The organism is Pseudolysinimonas yzui (genome assembly GCF_014653215.1).
Classification (GTDB): domain Bacteria; phylum Actinomycetota; class Actinomycetes; order Actinomycetales; family Microbacteriaceae; genus Pseudolysinimonas_A; species Pseudolysinimonas_A yzui.
In genome coordinates this window covers 20,401-37,555 of record NZ_BNAI01000008.1, presented here as the reverse complement: position 1 = coordinate 37,555, position 17,155 = coordinate 20,401, and the positions used below count along the sequence as shown (strand labels likewise).

Genomic DNA, 17,155 nt, shown 5'->3' with positions numbered 1-17,155 from the left:
CATGGGACGCCTGCGGGAACTGCTCGACGAACTCCAGGCACGCAAGGTCGCGGCGACCGCTGCGGCCGACGACCTCGCGGCCGACGAGTGGCGCAGCGAGGGCGGCGCGGCCGAACCGGGTCAGCGCGTCGCCGACGACTCCGCGTCGAGGTCGGCGCCGTCGACCTCGTCGGGCATCACCGACTCCGTCTGACCCTGGAAGGTCGCCGACAGCGTGCGGTACGACCGGGTCAAGAACGCGAGCAGCGCGAACACGATCATCACGAGCCCCGCGACCAGGAACACGAACGCGATGCCCCGCGCCTCCCCTTCGCCGAGCAGCCACGCCCAGGTCTGCTCGCCGCCCTGCTCGTTCATGTAGGGGATGATGACGAACTCCGCGATCGGGGCGATGAGGAACGCCGTGATCGGCGCCGCCCCGGCCTCGAACGCCGCCGCGAACCCGAAGACCCGCCCCTGGGTGGCGAAGGGCACGACCTTCTGGATGACCGTCTGTTCCGACGCCTCGACGGCGGGGATGATCGTCATGTACAGCCAGATGCCGGCGGCATAGAGCAGCCACGACTCGCGGATCGTGAACAGCGCACCGAGCGCCCCCATCACGATGACCAGGATCAGCATCGTGCGGATCGGGTTCTTGCCGAGGCCGAACTTGGCGATGAAGAGCCCGCCGATGATGAACCCGGTCGAGGCGACTGCGAACACGACGCCCCACAGTTCGACGGGGAACAGCTCGAGCCCGTACGGGTCCATCAGCGCCATGTAGACGCCGCCGATGAGGTTGTTGAACGTCGAGAAGATGATGAGCGCGAACAGCCCCGGCACCAGCCGGATCGCGCTCAGCGCACCGCGCACGTCGATGATCGGCTGGCTCTCGGCGACCTCGGGCTTCGCTTCGGGGATGCGCAGGAACAGCAGGTGGATGAACGCGAGCGTCGTGAAGACGATCGCCAGCAGCAGCGTCCAGCCCATGCCGAGGATGCCGATCGACAACCCCGAGAACACGCTCGTCACCATGAAAGCGAGCCCCTGCACGGTGCCGACGAGGCCGTTCGCGTTGGCGTGCCGCTCGACCGGCACGAGCAGGGTGACGGTCGTCGAGAGTGCGATGTTGCGCATGTTCTCGATGACCCCGCCGAACAGGATGATGCCGGCGAACAACCAGAACCACGGGCCGCCGAGGTCGAGCAGCGCGCTCTCGGGGAACAGCAGGTAGAGCACCCCCGCGATCGCGAACGCCACGAGGGTGGTGCCGCTCGCGAAGATCATGGCGACGTGCTTGCGGTGCCGGTCGACGATCGAGCCGAAGACCATGCCGAACAGCGCGATCATGAGCATGTACGCGCCGCCGATGATGCCGGTGGCGAGCACCGAGCGCGTCTCGATGTACACCCAGAAGGTGAGCCCGAACCAGAGGTAACTCGTGGTGACGTTCGCGATGGCGGTGTTGACGAGCACGCCCAGGAACGTGCGCATGCCGTTCGGCGGCGGAGCGGGATGGCTGGCGGCAGGGGTCGAGGACGGCTGCGTCATGGTTCGACCCTACGGCGACCTTCCGACACCGGCCAGGGGCCGAACGGGTAGCCTGACCGCCGTGACCGATACGACGCGGCGTGCGCCGAGCATGTACGACGTCGCGACGCGCGCCGGCGTGTCGCACCAGACCGTGTCGCGGGTGCTCAACGACTTCGCCGGCATCCGCCCGGAGACCCGGGAGCGCGTGCTCGCCGCGATCGCGGAGCTCGGCTACCGGCCCAACCGCGCCGCACGGGCCCTGGTCACGAGCCGCAGTCGGGCGATCGGGGTGCTGGTTCCGGCGACGGCGGACTTCGGGCCGATGAGCAGCCTGCACGCGATCGAGCGGGCCGCCCGGGCCGCGGGCTACCACGCCCTCATCACGAGCACCCTCGTCGAGACCGACGCGGTGCGGGCGAGCCTGCAGTTCCTGCTCGACCAGTCGATCGAGGCGCTCGTCGTGATCGCGCCGTACCGCGTGGTGACCGACGAGCTGGATGTCGTCCCCCCGGGCATCCCGACGGCTCTGCTGCAGACCGGCGATGTCGACGCCGCCGGCGCGATCGCGGTCGACCAGCGGGCGGGCGCCCGGCTCGCGGCCCGTCACCTGCTCGAGCTCGGGCACCGCAACATCCAGCAGCTCACCGGCCCGGCCGACTACCTCGAGGCGGTCGCCCGGCGGGATGCCGTCGACGACGAGCTCGCCGCGGCCGGGGTGCCGCTGCTCCCCCGCCTCAGCGGCGACTGGACGGCCGACTCAGGGTACGCGGCCGGTGCCGCGCTCGATCCCGCGACGACCGCGGTGCTCTGCGGCAACGACCAGATGGCGCTCGGCCTGATGCACGCGCTCGCCGATCTCGGCCGTGCCGTGCCGGGCGACGTGAGCGTCGTCGGCTTCGACGACATCCCGGAGTCGGCGCACAGCCTGCCGCCGCTCACGACCGTGCATCAGGACTTCGAGGAGGTCGGCCGCCGCGCGGTGAGCGACCTCGTGGCGCGCCTCGAGGGCCGCGAGCCCGACCCGGAGGCGACCTCCATCGCCCCGACCCTCGTGGTGCGGTCATCGACGGCGACTTTGCATCCGACCATGTGAGCGATAACATCGCCTTACTGTCGAGGAGGATGCGATGAACGACAACGCCGTCGAGGCCGCGATCGCGGCGGTGCGTGCCGACGTCGCGCTTCTGCACGGCGAACTCGTGCGCTACGGCCTCGTCGTCTGGACCGGCGGCAACGTCTCGGGTCGCGTGCCGGGCACCGACTACTTCGTCATCAAGCCCTCCGGGGTGGCCTACGACGACCTGACGCCGGACAACATGATCCTCTGCACTCTCGACGGCGAGGTCGTGCCCGGCACTCCGGGCAGCGAGCGCAGCCCGTCGAGCGACACCGCGGCGCACGCCTACGTCTACCGCGAGATGCCCGAGGTGGGCGGCGTCGTGCACACCCACTCGAGCTACGCGGTCGCCTGGGCGGCGCGCGGCGAAGAGATCCCCTGCGTCATCACCGGCATGGCCGACGAGTTCGGCGGACCCATCCCGGTCGGCCCGTTCGCGGTCATCGGCGACGACTCGATCGGCCGCGGCATCGTCGAGACCCTGCGCGGCCACCGGTCGCGCGCGGTGCTCATGCGCAACCACGGGCCGTTCACGATCGGCGTGACGGCGAAGGATGCCGTGAAGGCCGCCGTCATGTGTGAGGACGCCGCCCGCAGCGTGCACCTCGCCCGGCAGGCGGGCGAGGTCATCCCGATTCCGCAGGAGAAGATCGACGCGCTCTACGCGCGCTACCAGAACGTCTACGGACAGCAGGAGGACGAACGGCGATGAGCGCTGACGCCATCACTTCGGGCCGCGCGGTGCTCGGCATCGAGCTCGGCTCCACCCGCATCAAGGCGTGCCTGATCGGCGATGACCCCGCCACCGTCATCGCCAGCGGATCGCACGAGTGGGAGAACCAGCTCGTCGACGGCGTGTGGACCTACGCCCTCGACGACGTCTGGGCGGGGCTCCAGGCGGCCTACGCGGATCTCGTCGCCGACGTGCGGCGCCGCTTCGACGTCACGCCGACCGGCTTCGCCGCGATCGGGATCTCGGCGATGATGCACGGCTACCTCGCCTTCGACGCCGACGATGAGCTGCTGGTGCCGTTCCGCACCTGGCGCAACACCTCGACGGGCGACGCGGCGACCGAGCTGACCGGCCTGTTCGGCGTCAACATCCCGCTGCGCTGGTCGATCGCCCACCTGCACCAGGCGGTGCGCGACGCCGAGCCGCACGTGCCCGAGATCGCGTCGGTGAACACCCTCGCCGGGTACGTGCACTTCGCGCTCACCGGGCGTCGGGTGCTGGGCATCGGCGACGCGTCGGGGATGTTCCCGATCGACCCCGCCTCCCCCGACTACGACGCCGACTTCCTCGCGCGCTACGACCGCCTCGCCGCCCTTCACGTGCCGCTGCGCGACCTGCTGCCCGAGGTGCTCGTCGCCGGGCAGCCCGCGGGCGAGCTCACCGCCGCCGGCGCCGCGCTGCTCGACCCCACCGGGACCCTCCAGCCGGGCGCCCTGTTCTGCCCGCCCGAGGGCGACGCCGGCACCGGGATGGTCGCGACCAACGCGGTCGCCCCGCGCACCGGCAACGTCAGCGCCGGCACGAGCATCTTCGCGATGGTCGTGCTCGAACGCCCCCTCCAGCACGTGCACCACGAACTCGACGTCGTGACGACGCCCTCCGGCGACCCGGTCGCGATGGTGCACTGCAACAACGGCGCGAGCGAACTCGCCGCCTGGGCGGGGATGTTCCACCGCTTCGCCGAAGCCGCCGGGCTCGCCGTCGACATCGACGCCACCTACGAGGTGCTGTTCACGGAGGCTCTCGACGGCGCGGCGGATGCCGGGGGGCTGCTCGCCTACAACCATCTCGCGGGCGAGCCGATCGCCGGGCTCACCGAGGGGCGTCCGCTGTTCGTGCGCACCCCCGACAGCCGGCTCACCCTCGCCAACACAATGCGCGCCCACCTCTACGGCGTGTTCGGCACCCTCAGCCTCGGCATGCAGGTGCTCGCCGAAGAGGGCGTGAAGCTCGACCGGATGTCGGCGCACGGCGGCATGTTCCGCACCGCCGGGGTCGCGCAGCGCTTCCTCGCGGCCGCGCTCGACGCCCCCGTCGAGGTCGCCGAGAGCGCCGCCGAGGGGGGCGCGTGGGGCGTCGCCGTGCTGGCCGCCTTCGCCGCCTCGGGTGGCGGAGACCTCGACGCGTACCTGCGCGACCGCGTCTTCGCGTCGACCGAATCCCGCACCGTAGAACCCGGCGTCGACGACGTCGCGGGCTACGCCGCCTACCTCGACCGCTACCGCGCGGGCCTCGCCGTCGAACGCGCCGCCGTCACCGCTCTCTGATTTCCACGATCACTGCACCGAAGGACACCGAAATGAGCCGCTCCATCGTTCCCGACTTGAAGACGAAGACCGTCTGGTTCCTCACCGGCAGCCAGGGCCTGTACGGCGAAGAGACGCTGCGCCAGGTCGCCACCCAGTCGCAGGCGGTCGCGGCCGGTCTCGCCGACTCGGCCGACATCCCGGTCACCGTCGTCTGGAAGCCCGTGCTGACCGACAGCGACGCGATCCGCCGCACGATGCTCGAAGTCAACTCCGACGACGACGTGATCGGCGTGATCGCCTGGATGCACACCTTCAGCCCCGCGAAGATGTGGATCGCCGGGCTCGACGCCCTGCAGAAGCCGCTGCTGCACCTGCACACCCAGGCGAACGTCGACCTGCCGTGGGGCGAGATCGACTTCGACTTCATGAACCTTAACCAGGCCGCGCACGGCGACCGCGAGTTCGGGTACATCGAGACCCGCCTCGGCATCCCGCGCACCACGGTCGTCGGTCACGTCTCCGACCCGGCGGTCACGGCGCGCGTCGGGGTCTGGTCGCGCGCCGCCGCCGGTCGCGCCGCCACCCGCGGCATGCGCGTCGCCCGCTTCGGCGACAACATGCGCTACGTCGCGGTGACCGAGGGCGACAAGACCGAGGCCGAGATCCGCCTCGGCGTGCAGGTCAACACCTGGGGCGTCAACGACCTGGTGGATGCCGTGGCCGCCGTCTCGGACGCCGCGGTGGACGAGTTGGTCGCCGAATACCTCACGGCCTACGAGGTCGTGCCCGAGCTGCTCGTCGGTGGCGAGCGCCACGACGCGCTCCGCGAAGGCGCTCGCATCGAGGCGGGCCTGCGCGGGTTCCTCGAGGCGGGCGGCTTCCACGCCTTCACCGACTCGTTCGAAGACCTCGGCGCCCTGCGGCAACTGCCGGGCCTCGCCGTGCAGCGCCTGATGGCCGACGGCTACGGCTTCGGCGCCGAAGGCGACTGGAAGACCGCCGTCCTCGTGCGCACCGCCGCCGTCATGGGCGCCGGACTGCCCGGCGGCGCCTCCCTCATGGAGGACTACACGTACCACCTCGAGCCCGGCAACGAGCTCATCCTCGGCGCCCACATGCTCGAGGTCTCGCCCTCGCTCACCACGACGAAGCCGCGCCTCGAGATCCACCCGCTCGGCATCGGCGGCAAAGACGACCCGGTGCGGCTGGTCTTCACCGCCGACCCCGGCCCGGCGATCGTCGTCGCCCTGTCCGACGTGCGGGAACGCTTCCGGCTCGTCGCGAACGTCGTCGACAACGTGCCGCTGCCCGCGCCGATGCCGAAGTTGCCGGTCGGCCACGCCGTGTGGAAGCCGCGTCCCGACTTCCGCACCTCGGCATCCGCGTGGTTGCAGGCCGGAGCAGCACACCACACCGTCATGTCGACGCAGGTCGGGGTGGATGTGTTCCGCGACTTCGCCGCGATGTCGGGCGTGGAACTGCTCGTCATCGACGAGAACACCACGACGGAGGAGTTCGCGCGCGAGCTGCGCTGGAACGCCGCCTACTACCGCCTCGCGCAGGGGCTGTAACCCGGACGGCTCAGTCGACGACCACGCGGTTGGGCAGCGGCTCGCCGCGCTCCGCTGCGGTGAGGTTGCCGATCGTCGTCGACGCGATGTTCTCGAGCGCCTCCACGGTGAAGAACGCCTGGTGGCCGGTGATCAGCACGTTCGGGAAGGTGAGCAGGCGCGTGAAGACGTCGTCGAACAGCACGCGGTCCGAGAGGTCTTCGAAGAACAGGTCGGCTTCCTCCTCGTAGACGTCGAGGCCCAGCAGCCCGATCTTGCCGCTCTTGAGCCCCTCGATCACCGCGAGCGTGTCGACCAGCAGACCGCGACTCGTGTTGATGAGGGTGACGCCGTCGCGCATGAGCGCGATGCGGTCGGCATCGATCAGGTGCCGGGTCTGCGGGGTGACGGGCAGATGCAGCGACACGATGTGACTCTCGGCCAGCAACTCCTCCAGCTCGACGTACTGCACGCCGAGCGCCCGGCACTCATCGCTCGGATACGGGTCGAAGGCGAGCACCCGGCACCCGAAACCGAGCATGATACGGGCGAAGACGGCCCCGATCTGGCCGGTGCCGACGACCCCGACGGTCTTGCCGTGGAGGTCGAAGCCGGTGAGCCCGACGAGCGAGAAGTTGCCTTCCCGCACCCGGTTGTACGCCCGGTGGGTCTTGCGCACCAGGGCCATCAGCAGCGCCACGGCGTGCTCCGCGACCGCATAGGGCGAGTACCCGGGTACGCGGGTCACCGGGATGCCGAGGCGCTCCGCCGTTCGCAGATCGATGTGGTTGAACCCCGCCGAGCGCAGGGCGATGTGCCGCACCCCGAGGTCGGCCAGCTGCTCTAGCACCGCCGCGCCGAGGTCGTCGTTCACGAACGCGCACACGGCATCCGTGTCGGCCGCCAGCGGCGTCGTCTCGACCGAGAGCCTCGCCTCCAGGAACGCCAGATCGTGACCGTGGCCGGCGTTCGCCGCGGTGAGGAACTGCACGTCGTAGGGCTTCGCGCTGTAGACCGCGACTCGCATCCCTGCCTCCGATCCCGGCGTCTGCCGTCACCACCCTAGGGGTGGCCGGCCCGCGCAAGGGAGGCGCCCCGCCGCAGCGGAACGCCTCCCCGTCGTCGATGCGTCAGTCGACTTCGACGATGCGGCCCTCGCCCCCGACGGGGTAGTCGGCGGCCGTGACGACGCCGCCGAGCCCGTCGATGAGGTGGGTCTCGAACGCCTCCTGGTAGGTGTACGGAAGCACGACGAACGACACGCCGGCGAGCGGGTAGCCGTCGCCGCCGCGGAACGTGAAGTCGTTCGTGGCGAACGAGATCGTGGCCGGCGCCGTGGCGGCGAGCACTCCCCCGGCGACGATGACGGTGCCGTCGTCGAGCACGAGGTCGACCACGCGGTCGCCGACCGGCCGGCTGGCGTCGTAGGTGAAGCTGTACCCCGCGGCCTGACCGAACCGGCCGTCGGGTTGCAGAACGTCACCGCTCACGGCGCCCGAGACGCCGTGCTCGACTACGGCGACGAACGTCGCGATCGGCAGATCGGGGGCGACGGCCACGAAGTTCGGGAACGGCAACACCGTGTAGGTGTCGAGCAGCGTGATGTCGCCCGCCGGGATGACGGAGGCATTGCGGATGCCGCCGCCGTTCTGCAGGCCGACGATCGGCGCCGTGATGCCGACGTCGAGCGCGGCGAGTTGCCCCGCGTAGACGAGCGAGTCCGCGACCAGGTCACCGAGGTTCGTCTCGCGGCTGCGCACGTTGTTACGGATCCCGTCGAGCGGAACCGCGGTCTGCGCGATCACCGTCTCGGCGAGGCCGGCCACGTAGGCGGCCACCGGCTGCTCGACGTTGGCCAGCACCGTCGGATCGGGGTCGACGGCGTCGGGGCCCTGAGCGGCGACCGGGATGGCTCGCGACAGCTCCTCGTCGAACGAGATGATCTCGCCCTCCCGATCGAAGGTCACCACGAGGCGACCGACGTACTGGTAGAGCCCGGTGGTCGTGACGATCGGCACCTCTTCGCCGTCAGCATCCGTCTCGACCACCGGGTAGTCGCCATACCGGGTCGCGCCCGTGGGCACGATCGGGTCGTCGGCATCCGCCAGCACCTCGCCGCCACCGCCGGCGATGATGATGTCGATGCCGGTCAGCTCTCCCGCGAGCGCTCGCTCGTTGTCGATGTCTTGCAGGTGCGAGACGAGGATCACCTTGTCGACGCCCGCCTCGGCGTACGCGGCCGCCTGCGCGTTCGCGATCTCGGCGAGCGCCGGGTCGACGGTCACGTCGCCGAGGCTCGTCAGCTGCGGCAGATCGGGTGTCGTGAGCCCGATGATGCCGATGCGCTCGCCCTTGACCTTCTCGACGTGACTCGTGACGATCGTGCCGTCTTCGACTCGGGCCAGCAGCTGCGGCTCCGCCTCGAAGCCGAGGTTGTTCGACACGAACGCCGTGTCGCTGCTCACGTCGCCGAGCCAGTCGGCGAGGTAGTCGGGCCCGAGGTCGAAGTCGTGGTTTCCGAGCGCCGACGCGTCGAATCCCACGGCCGAGAAGGCCTGGGCGTCGTAGTTGGCGACCCCGGAGTCTTCGCTCGCCGACAGGTTCGGCCCGGGCAGGAAGTTGTCACCCGCGGAGATCGTGATCACACCACGCTTGCCGGCTTGGCCGGGCGCCCGATCGGCTTCCCACGCGTACTGCTCGAGCTGCTGGAAGAGCTCGGCGAACCGCGCGGCTCCGCCGTAGCTGCCGCCGTCGGTGCCCGTGATCGGCAGGAGAGCCGACTCCATGTCGTTGCCGTGCAGCACGGTGAGGGTGAAATCGGCTTTGGGCCCGGATGGCGGCACTGCCATCGCGAGGCTCGGCACGGTGCACGCGGCGACCGTGAGGGTGGCTGTCGCCGCGGCGAGGAGCACGCGGCGTCGAGGTTTCGTAGACATGGATCTCCCAATGCTCGAAGTTGGCGGGACTTCCCGACCCTGTCTGCTGGAAGTTGCGAGCGGGCAACGAAAACCCCCCGGTCTACCCCCAAACAGGGCACAAGGAGCCTACCTTTCGAGAAGACGCTTGCCGCAACATTCTCGGGACGCNGTTGGCGGGACTTCCCGACCCTGTCTGCTGGAAGTTGCGAGCGGGCAACGAAAACCCCCCGGTCTACCCCCAAACAGGGCACAAGGAGCCTACCTTTCGAGAAGACGCTTGCCGCAACATTCTCGGGAAGAACCCAACGTGCGCTCTGCTTCTTCTCCGCCGCCGTGCTGCCACGACCCGATGGGCGGCCCCGGCGTTGACGACCTCCATCACGCCCCCAAACGCGTCAGCTCAGCCGCCATTCCTTTCGCGAACTCGACGCCGGGCACGTTCTCGGCATCGAAATGGATGCCGCATCCCAACCGCCCCGCATAGGAGACTGCGGCGACACCGAGGCGAACGTTGGCGGCCAGCACCGCGACCGGCCAGATCGCGACGACCGGGGCTCCCGCCAGGCTGACCGGATTCACCAGCCCGGGAACGTTCGTGACGAACCCGCCGACGAGATGCTGCCGCCGGGCGATGCTGTTCATGAAGCGCGCGCCCAGCGGCCCGCGCATGAACTCCAGCGTGCCCTGGTCGCGCGCCGGGCCCTTCTCGGCCCGGGTCTGGGCGGCGATGAGGCGCAACCGCTCGTCGGGGTCGGGCTCGCCGAGCGGCAGCCGCACGAGCATGACGCCCACCTGATTCGCCGACGACCCCCGGCGGCGAAGGGCGACCGGAACCGAGACGGGCAGTCGGGCCGGAATCGGCTCGCCGGCCACCGGCAGCGCCGCGCGGTACCCGGAAGCGACGGATGCCAGCAGGGCATCGTTCACCGTGACTCCGCGCGAGCGCAGCCGCTCGTGCAGAGCCGTCAGGTCGCCGTCGACGAACGCGACACCGCGATGGGGAGTGCGCTGGCCGAGAAGCACCGTGCGCCCCACCTCGCGCCCGCTGACGGTGAGCCTCATACGGCGCAACCCGTAGGCGAGCCGCTCGAGCGCGGGCCGTGCCTCGACCCGGTTCGTGTGGGTCTCCGCGCTCGGCGGAGAGGGCTCGGCACCGTCGAACAGGCGCCGCACGATCTCGACGGCCGCCATCCCGTCGGCGATCGCGTGATGGATGCGCAAGATCATCCCCACGCGACCCGCGGCGGCCCCCGGCACGATCAGCAACTCCCAGAGGGGGCGGTCCAACCCCAGCGGCCGGCTCATCAGCTCGCCGCATCGGCGCTCGAGGCCCGCGAGGCCGTCGACCGCCTCGACGAGCCGCACGTGATGCTCGAGATCGGGAACCGCCTCGACCCACACGTGCCGCCGCCCGGCCGGCACGGCCGTCGTGCGTAGCTCCGGCAGCAGGGCGATCCGTTCGGCGACGGCCCGACGAAGGGCCGCCATGTCGGGATCACCCTCGCGGCCCACGAACCCGCCGGTACCGAGCAGGCCGGCGACGAGGAAGACGTTCACCTGCCCGGCACGGTCGAGCACCAGATTCGCCTCGTCCACCGGATCGAGCCTCTGCCGTCCCGGGCTCATGCGCCCTAGGGTAACGGCCCGTCGGGACTCGGCGATGGATCTGCCCGCCGGGAGCGCGTTCCGATCAGCCGACGGGAGACGATCGGTCAGCCACCGAATGCAGCTTCATAGATGGCGCGCAGTTCAGAGCTGTCGGTACCGCTGAGTCCGCATCCCCGGATCGTCCCGTCACCGGCCGCGATCAGGTAGGACTCGCCCAACTCGAACGAAACGCTCGAGAAGTCGCTGTCGATCGCGTCCGGTTGCGTCACCTCGACGCGATCGGCGACCTCCCCCACGAAGCGCTCCGTGACTTCCAGCGTCACCTTCTCACCCTCGACGGCGATCACGTGTGCGGCGAAAGCCTTCTCCTGCGCGATCAGGCCCTCAGGGGTCACCGGAAGGCAACTGCCGGCCACGGTACCGGTGTCGCTCGGGTGGGCGAGCACCTCGGTGGTGGGCGCTCCTCCGAGCACGAGGGGCACGGCAACGGCGGCGGCAAGGACGAGCGCCGCGGCGGCGGCAACGGGCAGCCACACGCGTCGCGCCTTCGGCGGGGTAACGGGTGCAGCCGCGGTAGCGGTCGGGTCGGTCATGATCTGCTCCATCCTGTGGTCGAGCCACGTCGGCGGAAGGGGAGCGAGTTCGCGCGCCGGGTCAGTGCCGCGGAGCTGCTCGCGCAGCTGGTGGTCATCGTCGTGCATTTTCGCCCCCTTTCTCTGCCTCGACATGTCCGGCAGGGGAGGCGGATTTCACGAGCGGCCGCGAGTTGAGGAGTTCCGCCCGCAGACGGGTCTTTGCGCGGTGCAGGCGAATCGCGGCGGCGTTCGCGCTGATGCCGAGCACGGTCGCCAGCTGCGGGCTCTCCAGGCCGTCCCAGGCCCAGAGGCGCAACAGCTCGGCGTCGGCCGAGCGCAACCGGGTGAGTGCGTCGCGCACCAGCTCGGCCTCTGCCGTGTCGTCGTGCGGCGACTCCTCGATGACGGATGCGGGGGGGTCGAGCGCGATGATCTTTCCCACGAGCCGCGTCCGTCGCCGGTCCGCTCGCTGGGCGTTGGAGAGCAGATTGCGCGCCACCACGATCGCCCACGGCACCGCGTCGTGGCTCACGGCGCCTTCGGGCGATCGCGGCACCTCGTCGAGCCGCCGCCAGCAGACGAGCAGCGTCTCATTCAGCACGTCTTCGGCGGTGGCCGGATCGGTGCGACGCGCGAGGTACCGCCGCACCGGCTCGACGACGAGCACGGCGAGTGTTCGGAAGAGCTTCTCGCGCTCGGCGTCGGTCACGTCTCTCACATTTCGATTCTCGGGTCTCACCCTGATCATGTCCGGATGGCGCCGACGAATTTCAGCTCGGCGGCCCGTGGCGATGGCGAGCGGGTGCCGCCGAGAGGGAAGCGGAACGGCCCCGTGACCTGAACCTCTTTTGGTGGATCTGAGGGGACTCGAACCCCTGACCCCCTGCATGCCATGCAGGTGCGCTACCAGCTGCGCCACAGACCCATCGTGTGATGAGCGCCGCCCCGCGAGCGGGACAACCGGATCAGCTTACAACACCGGCGTGGCCCCGCGAATCGCGTGGGAGGCCCAGGATGGATGCATGAGCGAGCCCATCACCGTCGCGATCACCCGACACGTCGACCCCGAACGGGCGAAGGAGGTCGCGGCGTGGGCGCGCGCGGGCGAGGACCTGCTGCGGCAGAGTCCGGGCTTCCTCGGCAACGGCTGGATCCGTCCCGACCCCGACAGCCCCGAATGGCACATGCTCTTCCGGTTCGCGGATGCCGAGAGTCTCGCCGCATGGGAACGGTCGCCCGAGCGCGCCTGGTGGGTGGCATCCGCCCGGGGTCTCGTCGAAGACGGCACGCAGGTGCGTCGCACGGGCATCGAGGGCTGGTTCGACACACCCGCATCGGTGGAGGTCATCCCCTCCGCTCCCCCGGCACCGCCGCGCTGGAAGCAGATGGTGGCGATCTTCCTGGTGTTCTACCCGCTGAGCCTCGGGGCGAACGCGCTGCTCGGAGCTGTCATCCCCGAATGGCCGCTCTGGGCGCGAGCCTTCGTCGCGGTCGTGCTCGTCACGCCGGTGATGACCTACCTGGCGATGCCGTTCGTCACGCGCGCGCTGCGTCCGTGGCTGCAGGCACGTCGAGGGGGATGACCGGGCAGTCCTTCCAGAGCCGCTCCAGCGAGTAGTACATGCGGTCTTCCTCGTGGAAGACGTGCACGACGAGGTCGCCGAAGTCGAGCAGCACCCAGCGACCCTCCGACCGGCCCTCACGGCGCAGCGGTTTCGCCCCGGCCTCGATGAGCTTGTCTTCGATCTCGCCGGCGATCGACATCACGTTGCGCTCGTTGCGCCCGGTGGCGAGCAGGAAGATGTCGGTGAGCGGAAGCGGGCCCGAGACGTCGAGAGCGACCAGATCTTCCGCCTGTTTGGCGTCGGCGGCGTGAGCTGCGACGCGCAGCAGTTCGCGGGCGCGTTCAGAGGCCGCCACGGTGTCCTTCGGTGTGCAGAATCAGATGACCTTCGTGGCGAGGGCGACGACGAGCAGGGTCACGACGACGACGACCATGCCGGATGCCGACACGATCAGGGCGGTGAGCGCTCGGTTGGCCTGGGCGGGCTTGGCGTTGGCGATGAGCTGACCGCGCGACCCGGTGTGGCTCGAGACGGCCTTGATCGCGCGGATCGGCACCGAGTCGGTGTTGACCAGCTGGTGATCGCCGGGGTCGAGCAGGTGGTCGATGTCGGATTCGTCGATCGGCGTGTGCGCCCCGGTCGACGCGAGCGCGCTCGGGAGGCTGATGGAGTCGGTGAGCATGACCTCACCGGTCGACATGTTGTGCCCGGGGATCTGCGGCAGCACGAGGGCGCTCGTCGTGATCGCGCCCGATCCGACGCGACGGGAGATCGTCGACTCGTTGATCTGGGTGCGGTCGTCGATGTCGGACTGCGTCGTCCAGTGTCCGATGGGTCGCTCGCCCGTCGTCGGCGTCACCGGCTCGGCGAATGCGGACGGCTGGACCTGCGTGGGAGCCATCGGGGCGGGCTCGGGAGCGACGGGGGACTGCTCGACCGGAGCGGGCTGCGGGGCCACCGGAGCGGGCTGCGGGGCGACGGGTTGCGGCGCGGCGGGTTGCGCGACCGGCTGCGGGGCGACGGGCTGCGCGACGGGCGGGTAGGCCGTCGGAGCCGGTGCCGGCTGTGGTGCGGGAACGACGGCGGGTGCGTCGCGCATCGTGTCGAAGACACCGAGGCCGTCTTCGGGGGCGATGTCGGATTGCGGGGCCGCGCGGCGCCCTCCGCGACGGGATGTCGAGGGTTCGGCGCTCGGCGAACGGCCGGCGAGCGCGTCGAACTCCGCGATCGCGGAGTCGAGCTGCGTCGAGGGCACCGGAGCGGGCGGCGCGACGGGCTGGGGCGGCGCGGCGGGAGGCTGATACGCCGCAGGCTGCGGGTAGGGGGTCGGCTCGGCGACGACGGGCGTGGCGTCGGTCGGCGCCGCGGTGATGCCGTGCGTGTCGCGAATCGCGCGCAGCTCGCGGCGGGTCAGCGTCTGCTCGGTCGGCTCGCTCGCGAGTGACGCGGCGAGGGAGCCGGCGTTCTGCGGCGGCAGGGAAGCGCGAACCTGGGTGTGGTGGTCGAGCACCCCGTTGTCGCGGTCGTACTCGGGTGCCCACGCGGGCGGAGCGGTGCGCGCCTCGGGGCTGAAATCCCGGGGGCGGAACGACTGCGGAGCCTGCGGTTCGGGCACCTGCACCTGGGCCGACTGCTGTTCGGGTGCCTGCTGCTCGGGTGCCTGCTGCTGCGGCGTGTGCTGCAGGGGCGTCTGAGGCTCGGGCACCGACGACCGGCGCCCGCGGGGCGGGGCGGTGTCGTAGCCGGGAAGCGGAGGGCGGTTCTGGGTGACGTAGCTCAGCGGCTCACCAGCGCCCGCAGCGGTGCGCGGCGTCTGCGGCGGGGCGAACGGCTGCGCCGACGAATCGACTCTCTCGCCCTGCCGGACCGCGCGCCGCGACTGCAGCGGCGGATCCTGATATGTCGTCATGCCCTATCTCCGATAGCGGGGCCCCGGTACAGGTGATGCTTGGAGATGTACTGCACGACACCATCCGGAACCAGGTACCACACCGGGAAACCCCGGCCGACTCGCTGCCGGCAATCAGTGGATGAGATTGACAGTGCGGGTACCTCAAGGGAGCTTACGCGCTGCTCTGGTAATCCGCGAATACTCAGGGGATGCCCAGGACGTGAGACGGCGACGAAGTGGGCGAGCTCCCAGAGCTCGGTGACGTCCTTCCAATCGAGGATCTGGGCCACCGCGTCGGCCCCCGAGATGAAGAACAGCTCGGCATCCGACCGATCCCGACGGATGTCGCGCAGGGTGTCGATCGTGAACGTCGGGCCGCCGCGTTCGATGTCGACGCGGCTCACCGAGAACCGGGGATTGGATGCCGTGGCGATGACGGTCATCTCGTAGCGACGCTCCGCCGACGAGACCGCCTCCTTCATCCACGGCTGCCCGGTGGGCACGAAGATGACCTCGTCGAGGTCGAAACTCTGCTGAACCTCGCTCGCGGCCACGAGGTGGCCGTGGTGGATGGGGTCGAAGGTGCCGCCCATGACGCCGACGCGCGGTCGGCGCACCGCGCCCTCGGTCACCGTCAGGACCTAGTGGTGTGCGTCCTGAGGGGACGAAGCATCGGCAGACGTCTTGTCGTTGTGCCGGTGGTGCACGTCGCGGTAACTCCAGGTCACGATGGCGAGCAGCAGGAAGATCCCGGCGGCGATCGCCGGGAACGCCCAGGTGGGCAGAACCAGCTCGGCGAGCTCCTCATGGACCTCGGTGGGGAGCAGCGTAAACAGCGACATGCGACCCACTTTAGCCGCGCACCTGGCCCGCGCCGCGCACGAGCCACTTGGTGCTGGTCAGCTCCGGCAGCCCCATCGGTCCGCGCGCGTGCAGCTTCTGCGTCGAGATGCCGACCTCGGCGCCGAACCCGAACTCTCCCCCGTCGGTGAACCGGGTGCTGGCGTTCACCATGACGACGGCGGAGTCGACCTCGGCGAGGAACCGTTCCGCGCGGCCGAGGTCGTTCGTGATGATCGACTCGGTGTGGTGGGTGGAGTACCTGCGGATGTGCGCGAGCGCGGCATCCAGGTCGTCGACGACGGCCACGTTGAGGTCGAGGCTCATGTGCTCGGTCGCCCAGTCCTCATCGGTCGCGGCCACGGCATCCGCGAAGATCGCCCGCGCGCGCTCGTCGGCGTGCAGCGTGACCCCCTTCTCACGCAGCGCGGCGAGCACGGGTGGCAGCAGCCGTTCGGCGGAGCGGCTGTCGACCAGCAAGGTCTCGAGCGCGTTGCAGACGCTCGGGCGCTGCACCTTGGCGTTGACGGCGATGTCGACGGCCATCGCCTCGTCGGCGCTCTCGTCGAGGTAGAGGTGCACGACGCCCGCACCGGTCTCGATCACCGGCACCTTCGACTCGGTGACGACGGTCTCGATGAGCTGCGCGCTACCGCGCGGGATGAGCACATCGACGTACCCGCGGGCCTGCATGAGCTGCTTCGCGCCGTCACGGCCGAACTCGTCGATCGTCTGCACCGCGTCGCCCGGCAGCCCGGCGCTCTCCAGCGCCTCCTGCAGCAGTTCGACGAGCACCCGGTTGGTGTTCTCGGCCGCCGATCCCCCGCGCAGCACGACGGCGTTGCCGCTCTTCAGCGCCAGGGCCGCGATGTCGATCGTGACGTTCGGCCGGGCCTCGTAGATCGCACCGACCACCCCGAACGGCACGCGAACCTGGCTGAGCAGCAACCCGTTCGGAAGAGTCGACCCGCGCAATACCTCGCCGACCGGATCGGGAAGGGCGATGACATCCCGAACGGCGGTTGCGAGACTCCTCAGCCGGTTCTCGTCGAGCTTGAGGCGGTCCTGCAACCCCGCCGAGAGGCCGTTCTCGCGTCCGTTCGCCAGATCGAGTTCGTTGGCCGGCAGGATGCGCGAAGCCCCCGTCTCGACAGCTCTCGCGATCGCCTCGAGACCGGCATCCTTCGCCCCGGATGCCGTGGTCGCCAGCGTGCGTGCGGCGACGCGGGCGCGCTCCAGCTTCGAGGTGAGTGAGGCGGCGACCAGGGTGTCGGACATGCGCGCGAGCTTACCCGCGCACATGTTGGACGGCTT

At 70.2% G+C, this 17,155-nt stretch carries 17 protein-coding genes and 1 tRNA gene; 6 read left to right on the top strand and 12 right to left on the bottom strand.

What is annotated here, in order from left to right; translation table 11 throughout:
* Position 1: 1 nt before the first annotated feature.
* Complete coding sequence (locus tag IE173_RS13495; protein ID WP_191284044.1) at positions 2–193, top strand: hypothetical protein; 192 nt, start codon at positions 2–4, stop codon at positions 191–193.
* Here the strand turns inward: IE173_RS13495 and IE173_RS13490 are convergent.
* Positions 121–1,533: an MFS transporter gene (locus IE173_RS13490; protein ID WP_308433101.1), complete on the bottom strand. Its 1,413-nt coding sequence runs from the start codon at positions 1,531–1,533 to the stop codon at positions 121–123. The two genes, IE173_RS13495 and IE173_RS13490, sit on opposite strands and share 73 nt — an antisense overlap.
* A gap of 61 nt (positions 1,534–1,594) precedes the next feature.
* Here IE173_RS13490 and IE173_RS13485 point away from each other — a divergent pair, with 61 nt between their 5' ends.
* Genes IE173_RS13485 through araA form a run of 4 tightly spaced genes read left to right on the top strand, consistent with a single transcriptional unit; the run spans position 1,595 to position 6,465 of the window.
* Entirely contained in the window at positions 1,595–2,608 is a 1,014-nt protein-coding gene (locus IE173_RS13485; RefSeq protein WP_229842113.1) for a LacI family DNA-binding transcriptional regulator, read from the top strand.
* A gap of 34 nt (positions 2,609–2,642) precedes the next feature.
* Entirely contained in the window at positions 2,643–3,344 is a 702-nt protein-coding gene (locus IE173_RS13480; protein WP_191284042.1) for an L-ribulose-5-phosphate 4-epimerase, read from the top strand.
* Positions 3,341–4,912, top strand: a complete 1,572-nt coding sequence (locus tag IE173_RS13475; RefSeq protein WP_191284041.1) for a xylulokinase — start codon at positions 3,341–3,343, stop codon at positions 4,910–4,912. The genes IE173_RS13480 and IE173_RS13475 overlap by 4 nt, the downstream gene beginning before the upstream one ends.
* Before the next feature lie 32 nt (positions 4,913–4,944).
* Entirely contained in the window at positions 4,945–6,465 is a 1,521-nt protein-coding gene (gene araA, locus IE173_RS13470; protein WP_191284040.1) for an L-arabinose isomerase, read from the top strand.
* Between the two features lie 10 nt (positions 6,466–6,475).
* Here the strand turns inward: araA and IE173_RS13465 are convergent, their stop codons facing one another.
* The 6 genes from IE173_RS13465 to IE173_RS13440 all read right to left on the bottom strand — a co-directional run bounded on the left by IE173_RS13465 (position 6,476) and on the right by IE173_RS13440 (position 12,470).
* A complete protein-coding gene (locus IE173_RS13465) occupies positions 6,476–7,471 on the bottom strand; it encodes a 2-hydroxyacid dehydrogenase (RefSeq protein ID WP_191284039.1) in 996 nt (331 codons plus the stop codon).
* 103 nt (positions 7,472–7,574) lie between these two features.
* Entirely contained in the window at positions 7,575–9,380 is a 1,806-nt protein-coding gene (locus IE173_RS13460; protein WP_191284038.1) for a bifunctional metallophosphatase/5'-nucleotidase, read from the bottom strand.
* Between the two features lie 360 nt (positions 9,381–9,740).
* Complete coding sequence (locus tag IE173_RS13455; protein WP_229842112.1) at positions 9,741–10,988, bottom strand: wax ester/triacylglycerol synthase domain-containing protein; 1,248 nt, start codon at positions 10,986–10,988, stop codon at positions 9,741–9,743.
* An 86-nt stretch (positions 10,989–11,074) separates the two neighbouring features.
* Positions 11,075–11,671, bottom strand: coding sequence for a hypothetical protein (locus IE173_RS13450; protein WP_191284037.1), 597 nt, complete (start codon positions 11,669–11,671; stop codon positions 11,075–11,077).
* Positions 11,658–12,263, bottom strand: coding sequence for an RNA polymerase sigma factor (locus tag IE173_RS13445; protein ID WP_191284036.1), 606 nt, complete (start codon positions 12,261–12,263; stop codon positions 11,658–11,660). The genes IE173_RS13450 and IE173_RS13445 overlap by 14 nt, the downstream gene beginning before the upstream one ends.
* A 131-nt stretch (positions 12,264–12,394) precedes the next feature.
* Positions 12,395–12,470, bottom strand: a tRNA-Ala gene (locus IE173_RS13440).
* Positions 12,471–12,567: 97 nt separating this feature from the next.
* Here IE173_RS13440 and IE173_RS13435 point away from each other — a divergent pair.
* Positions 12,568–13,128, top strand: a complete 561-nt coding sequence (locus IE173_RS13435; protein ID WP_191284035.1) for an antibiotic biosynthesis monooxygenase — start codon at positions 12,568–12,570, stop codon at positions 13,126–13,128.
* Here IE173_RS13435 and rsfS read toward each other — a convergent pair.
* The 5 genes from rsfS to IE173_RS13410 are packed head-to-tail and all read right to left on the bottom strand — an operon-like array spanning position 13,082 to position 17,119.
* The gene (gene rsfS / locus IE173_RS13430; RefSeq protein WP_191284034.1) at positions 13,082–13,465 is read right to left on the bottom strand and encodes a ribosome silencing factor; all 384 of its coding nucleotides are present in this window, start codon (positions 13,463–13,465) and stop codon (positions 13,082–13,084) included. The genes IE173_RS13435 and rsfS overlap by 47 nt on opposite strands.
* 21 nt (positions 13,466–13,486) lie before the next feature.
* Entirely contained in the window at positions 13,487–15,019 is a 1,533-nt protein-coding gene (locus tag IE173_RS13425; RefSeq protein WP_191284033.1) for a hypothetical protein, read from the bottom strand.
* On the bottom strand, positions 15,016–15,633 hold the full coding sequence (gene nadD / locus IE173_RS13420) for a nicotinate-nucleotide adenylyltransferase (protein WP_373298475.1): 618 nt from the start codon (positions 15,631–15,633) through the stop codon (positions 15,016–15,018). Before nadD ends, IE173_RS13425 begins: the two co-directional genes overlap by 4 nt.
* A gap of 9 nt (positions 15,634–15,642) precedes the next feature.
* Positions 15,643–15,843, bottom strand: coding sequence for a hypothetical protein (locus IE173_RS13415; RefSeq protein WP_191284032.1), 201 nt, complete (start codon positions 15,841–15,843; stop codon positions 15,643–15,645).
* 10 nt (positions 15,844–15,853) lie between these two features.
* Complete coding sequence (locus tag IE173_RS13410; RefSeq protein WP_191284031.1) at positions 15,854–17,119, bottom strand: glutamate-5-semialdehyde dehydrogenase; 1,266 nt, start codon at positions 17,117–17,119, stop codon at positions 15,854–15,856.
* Positions 17,120–17,155: the final 36 nt, after the last annotated feature.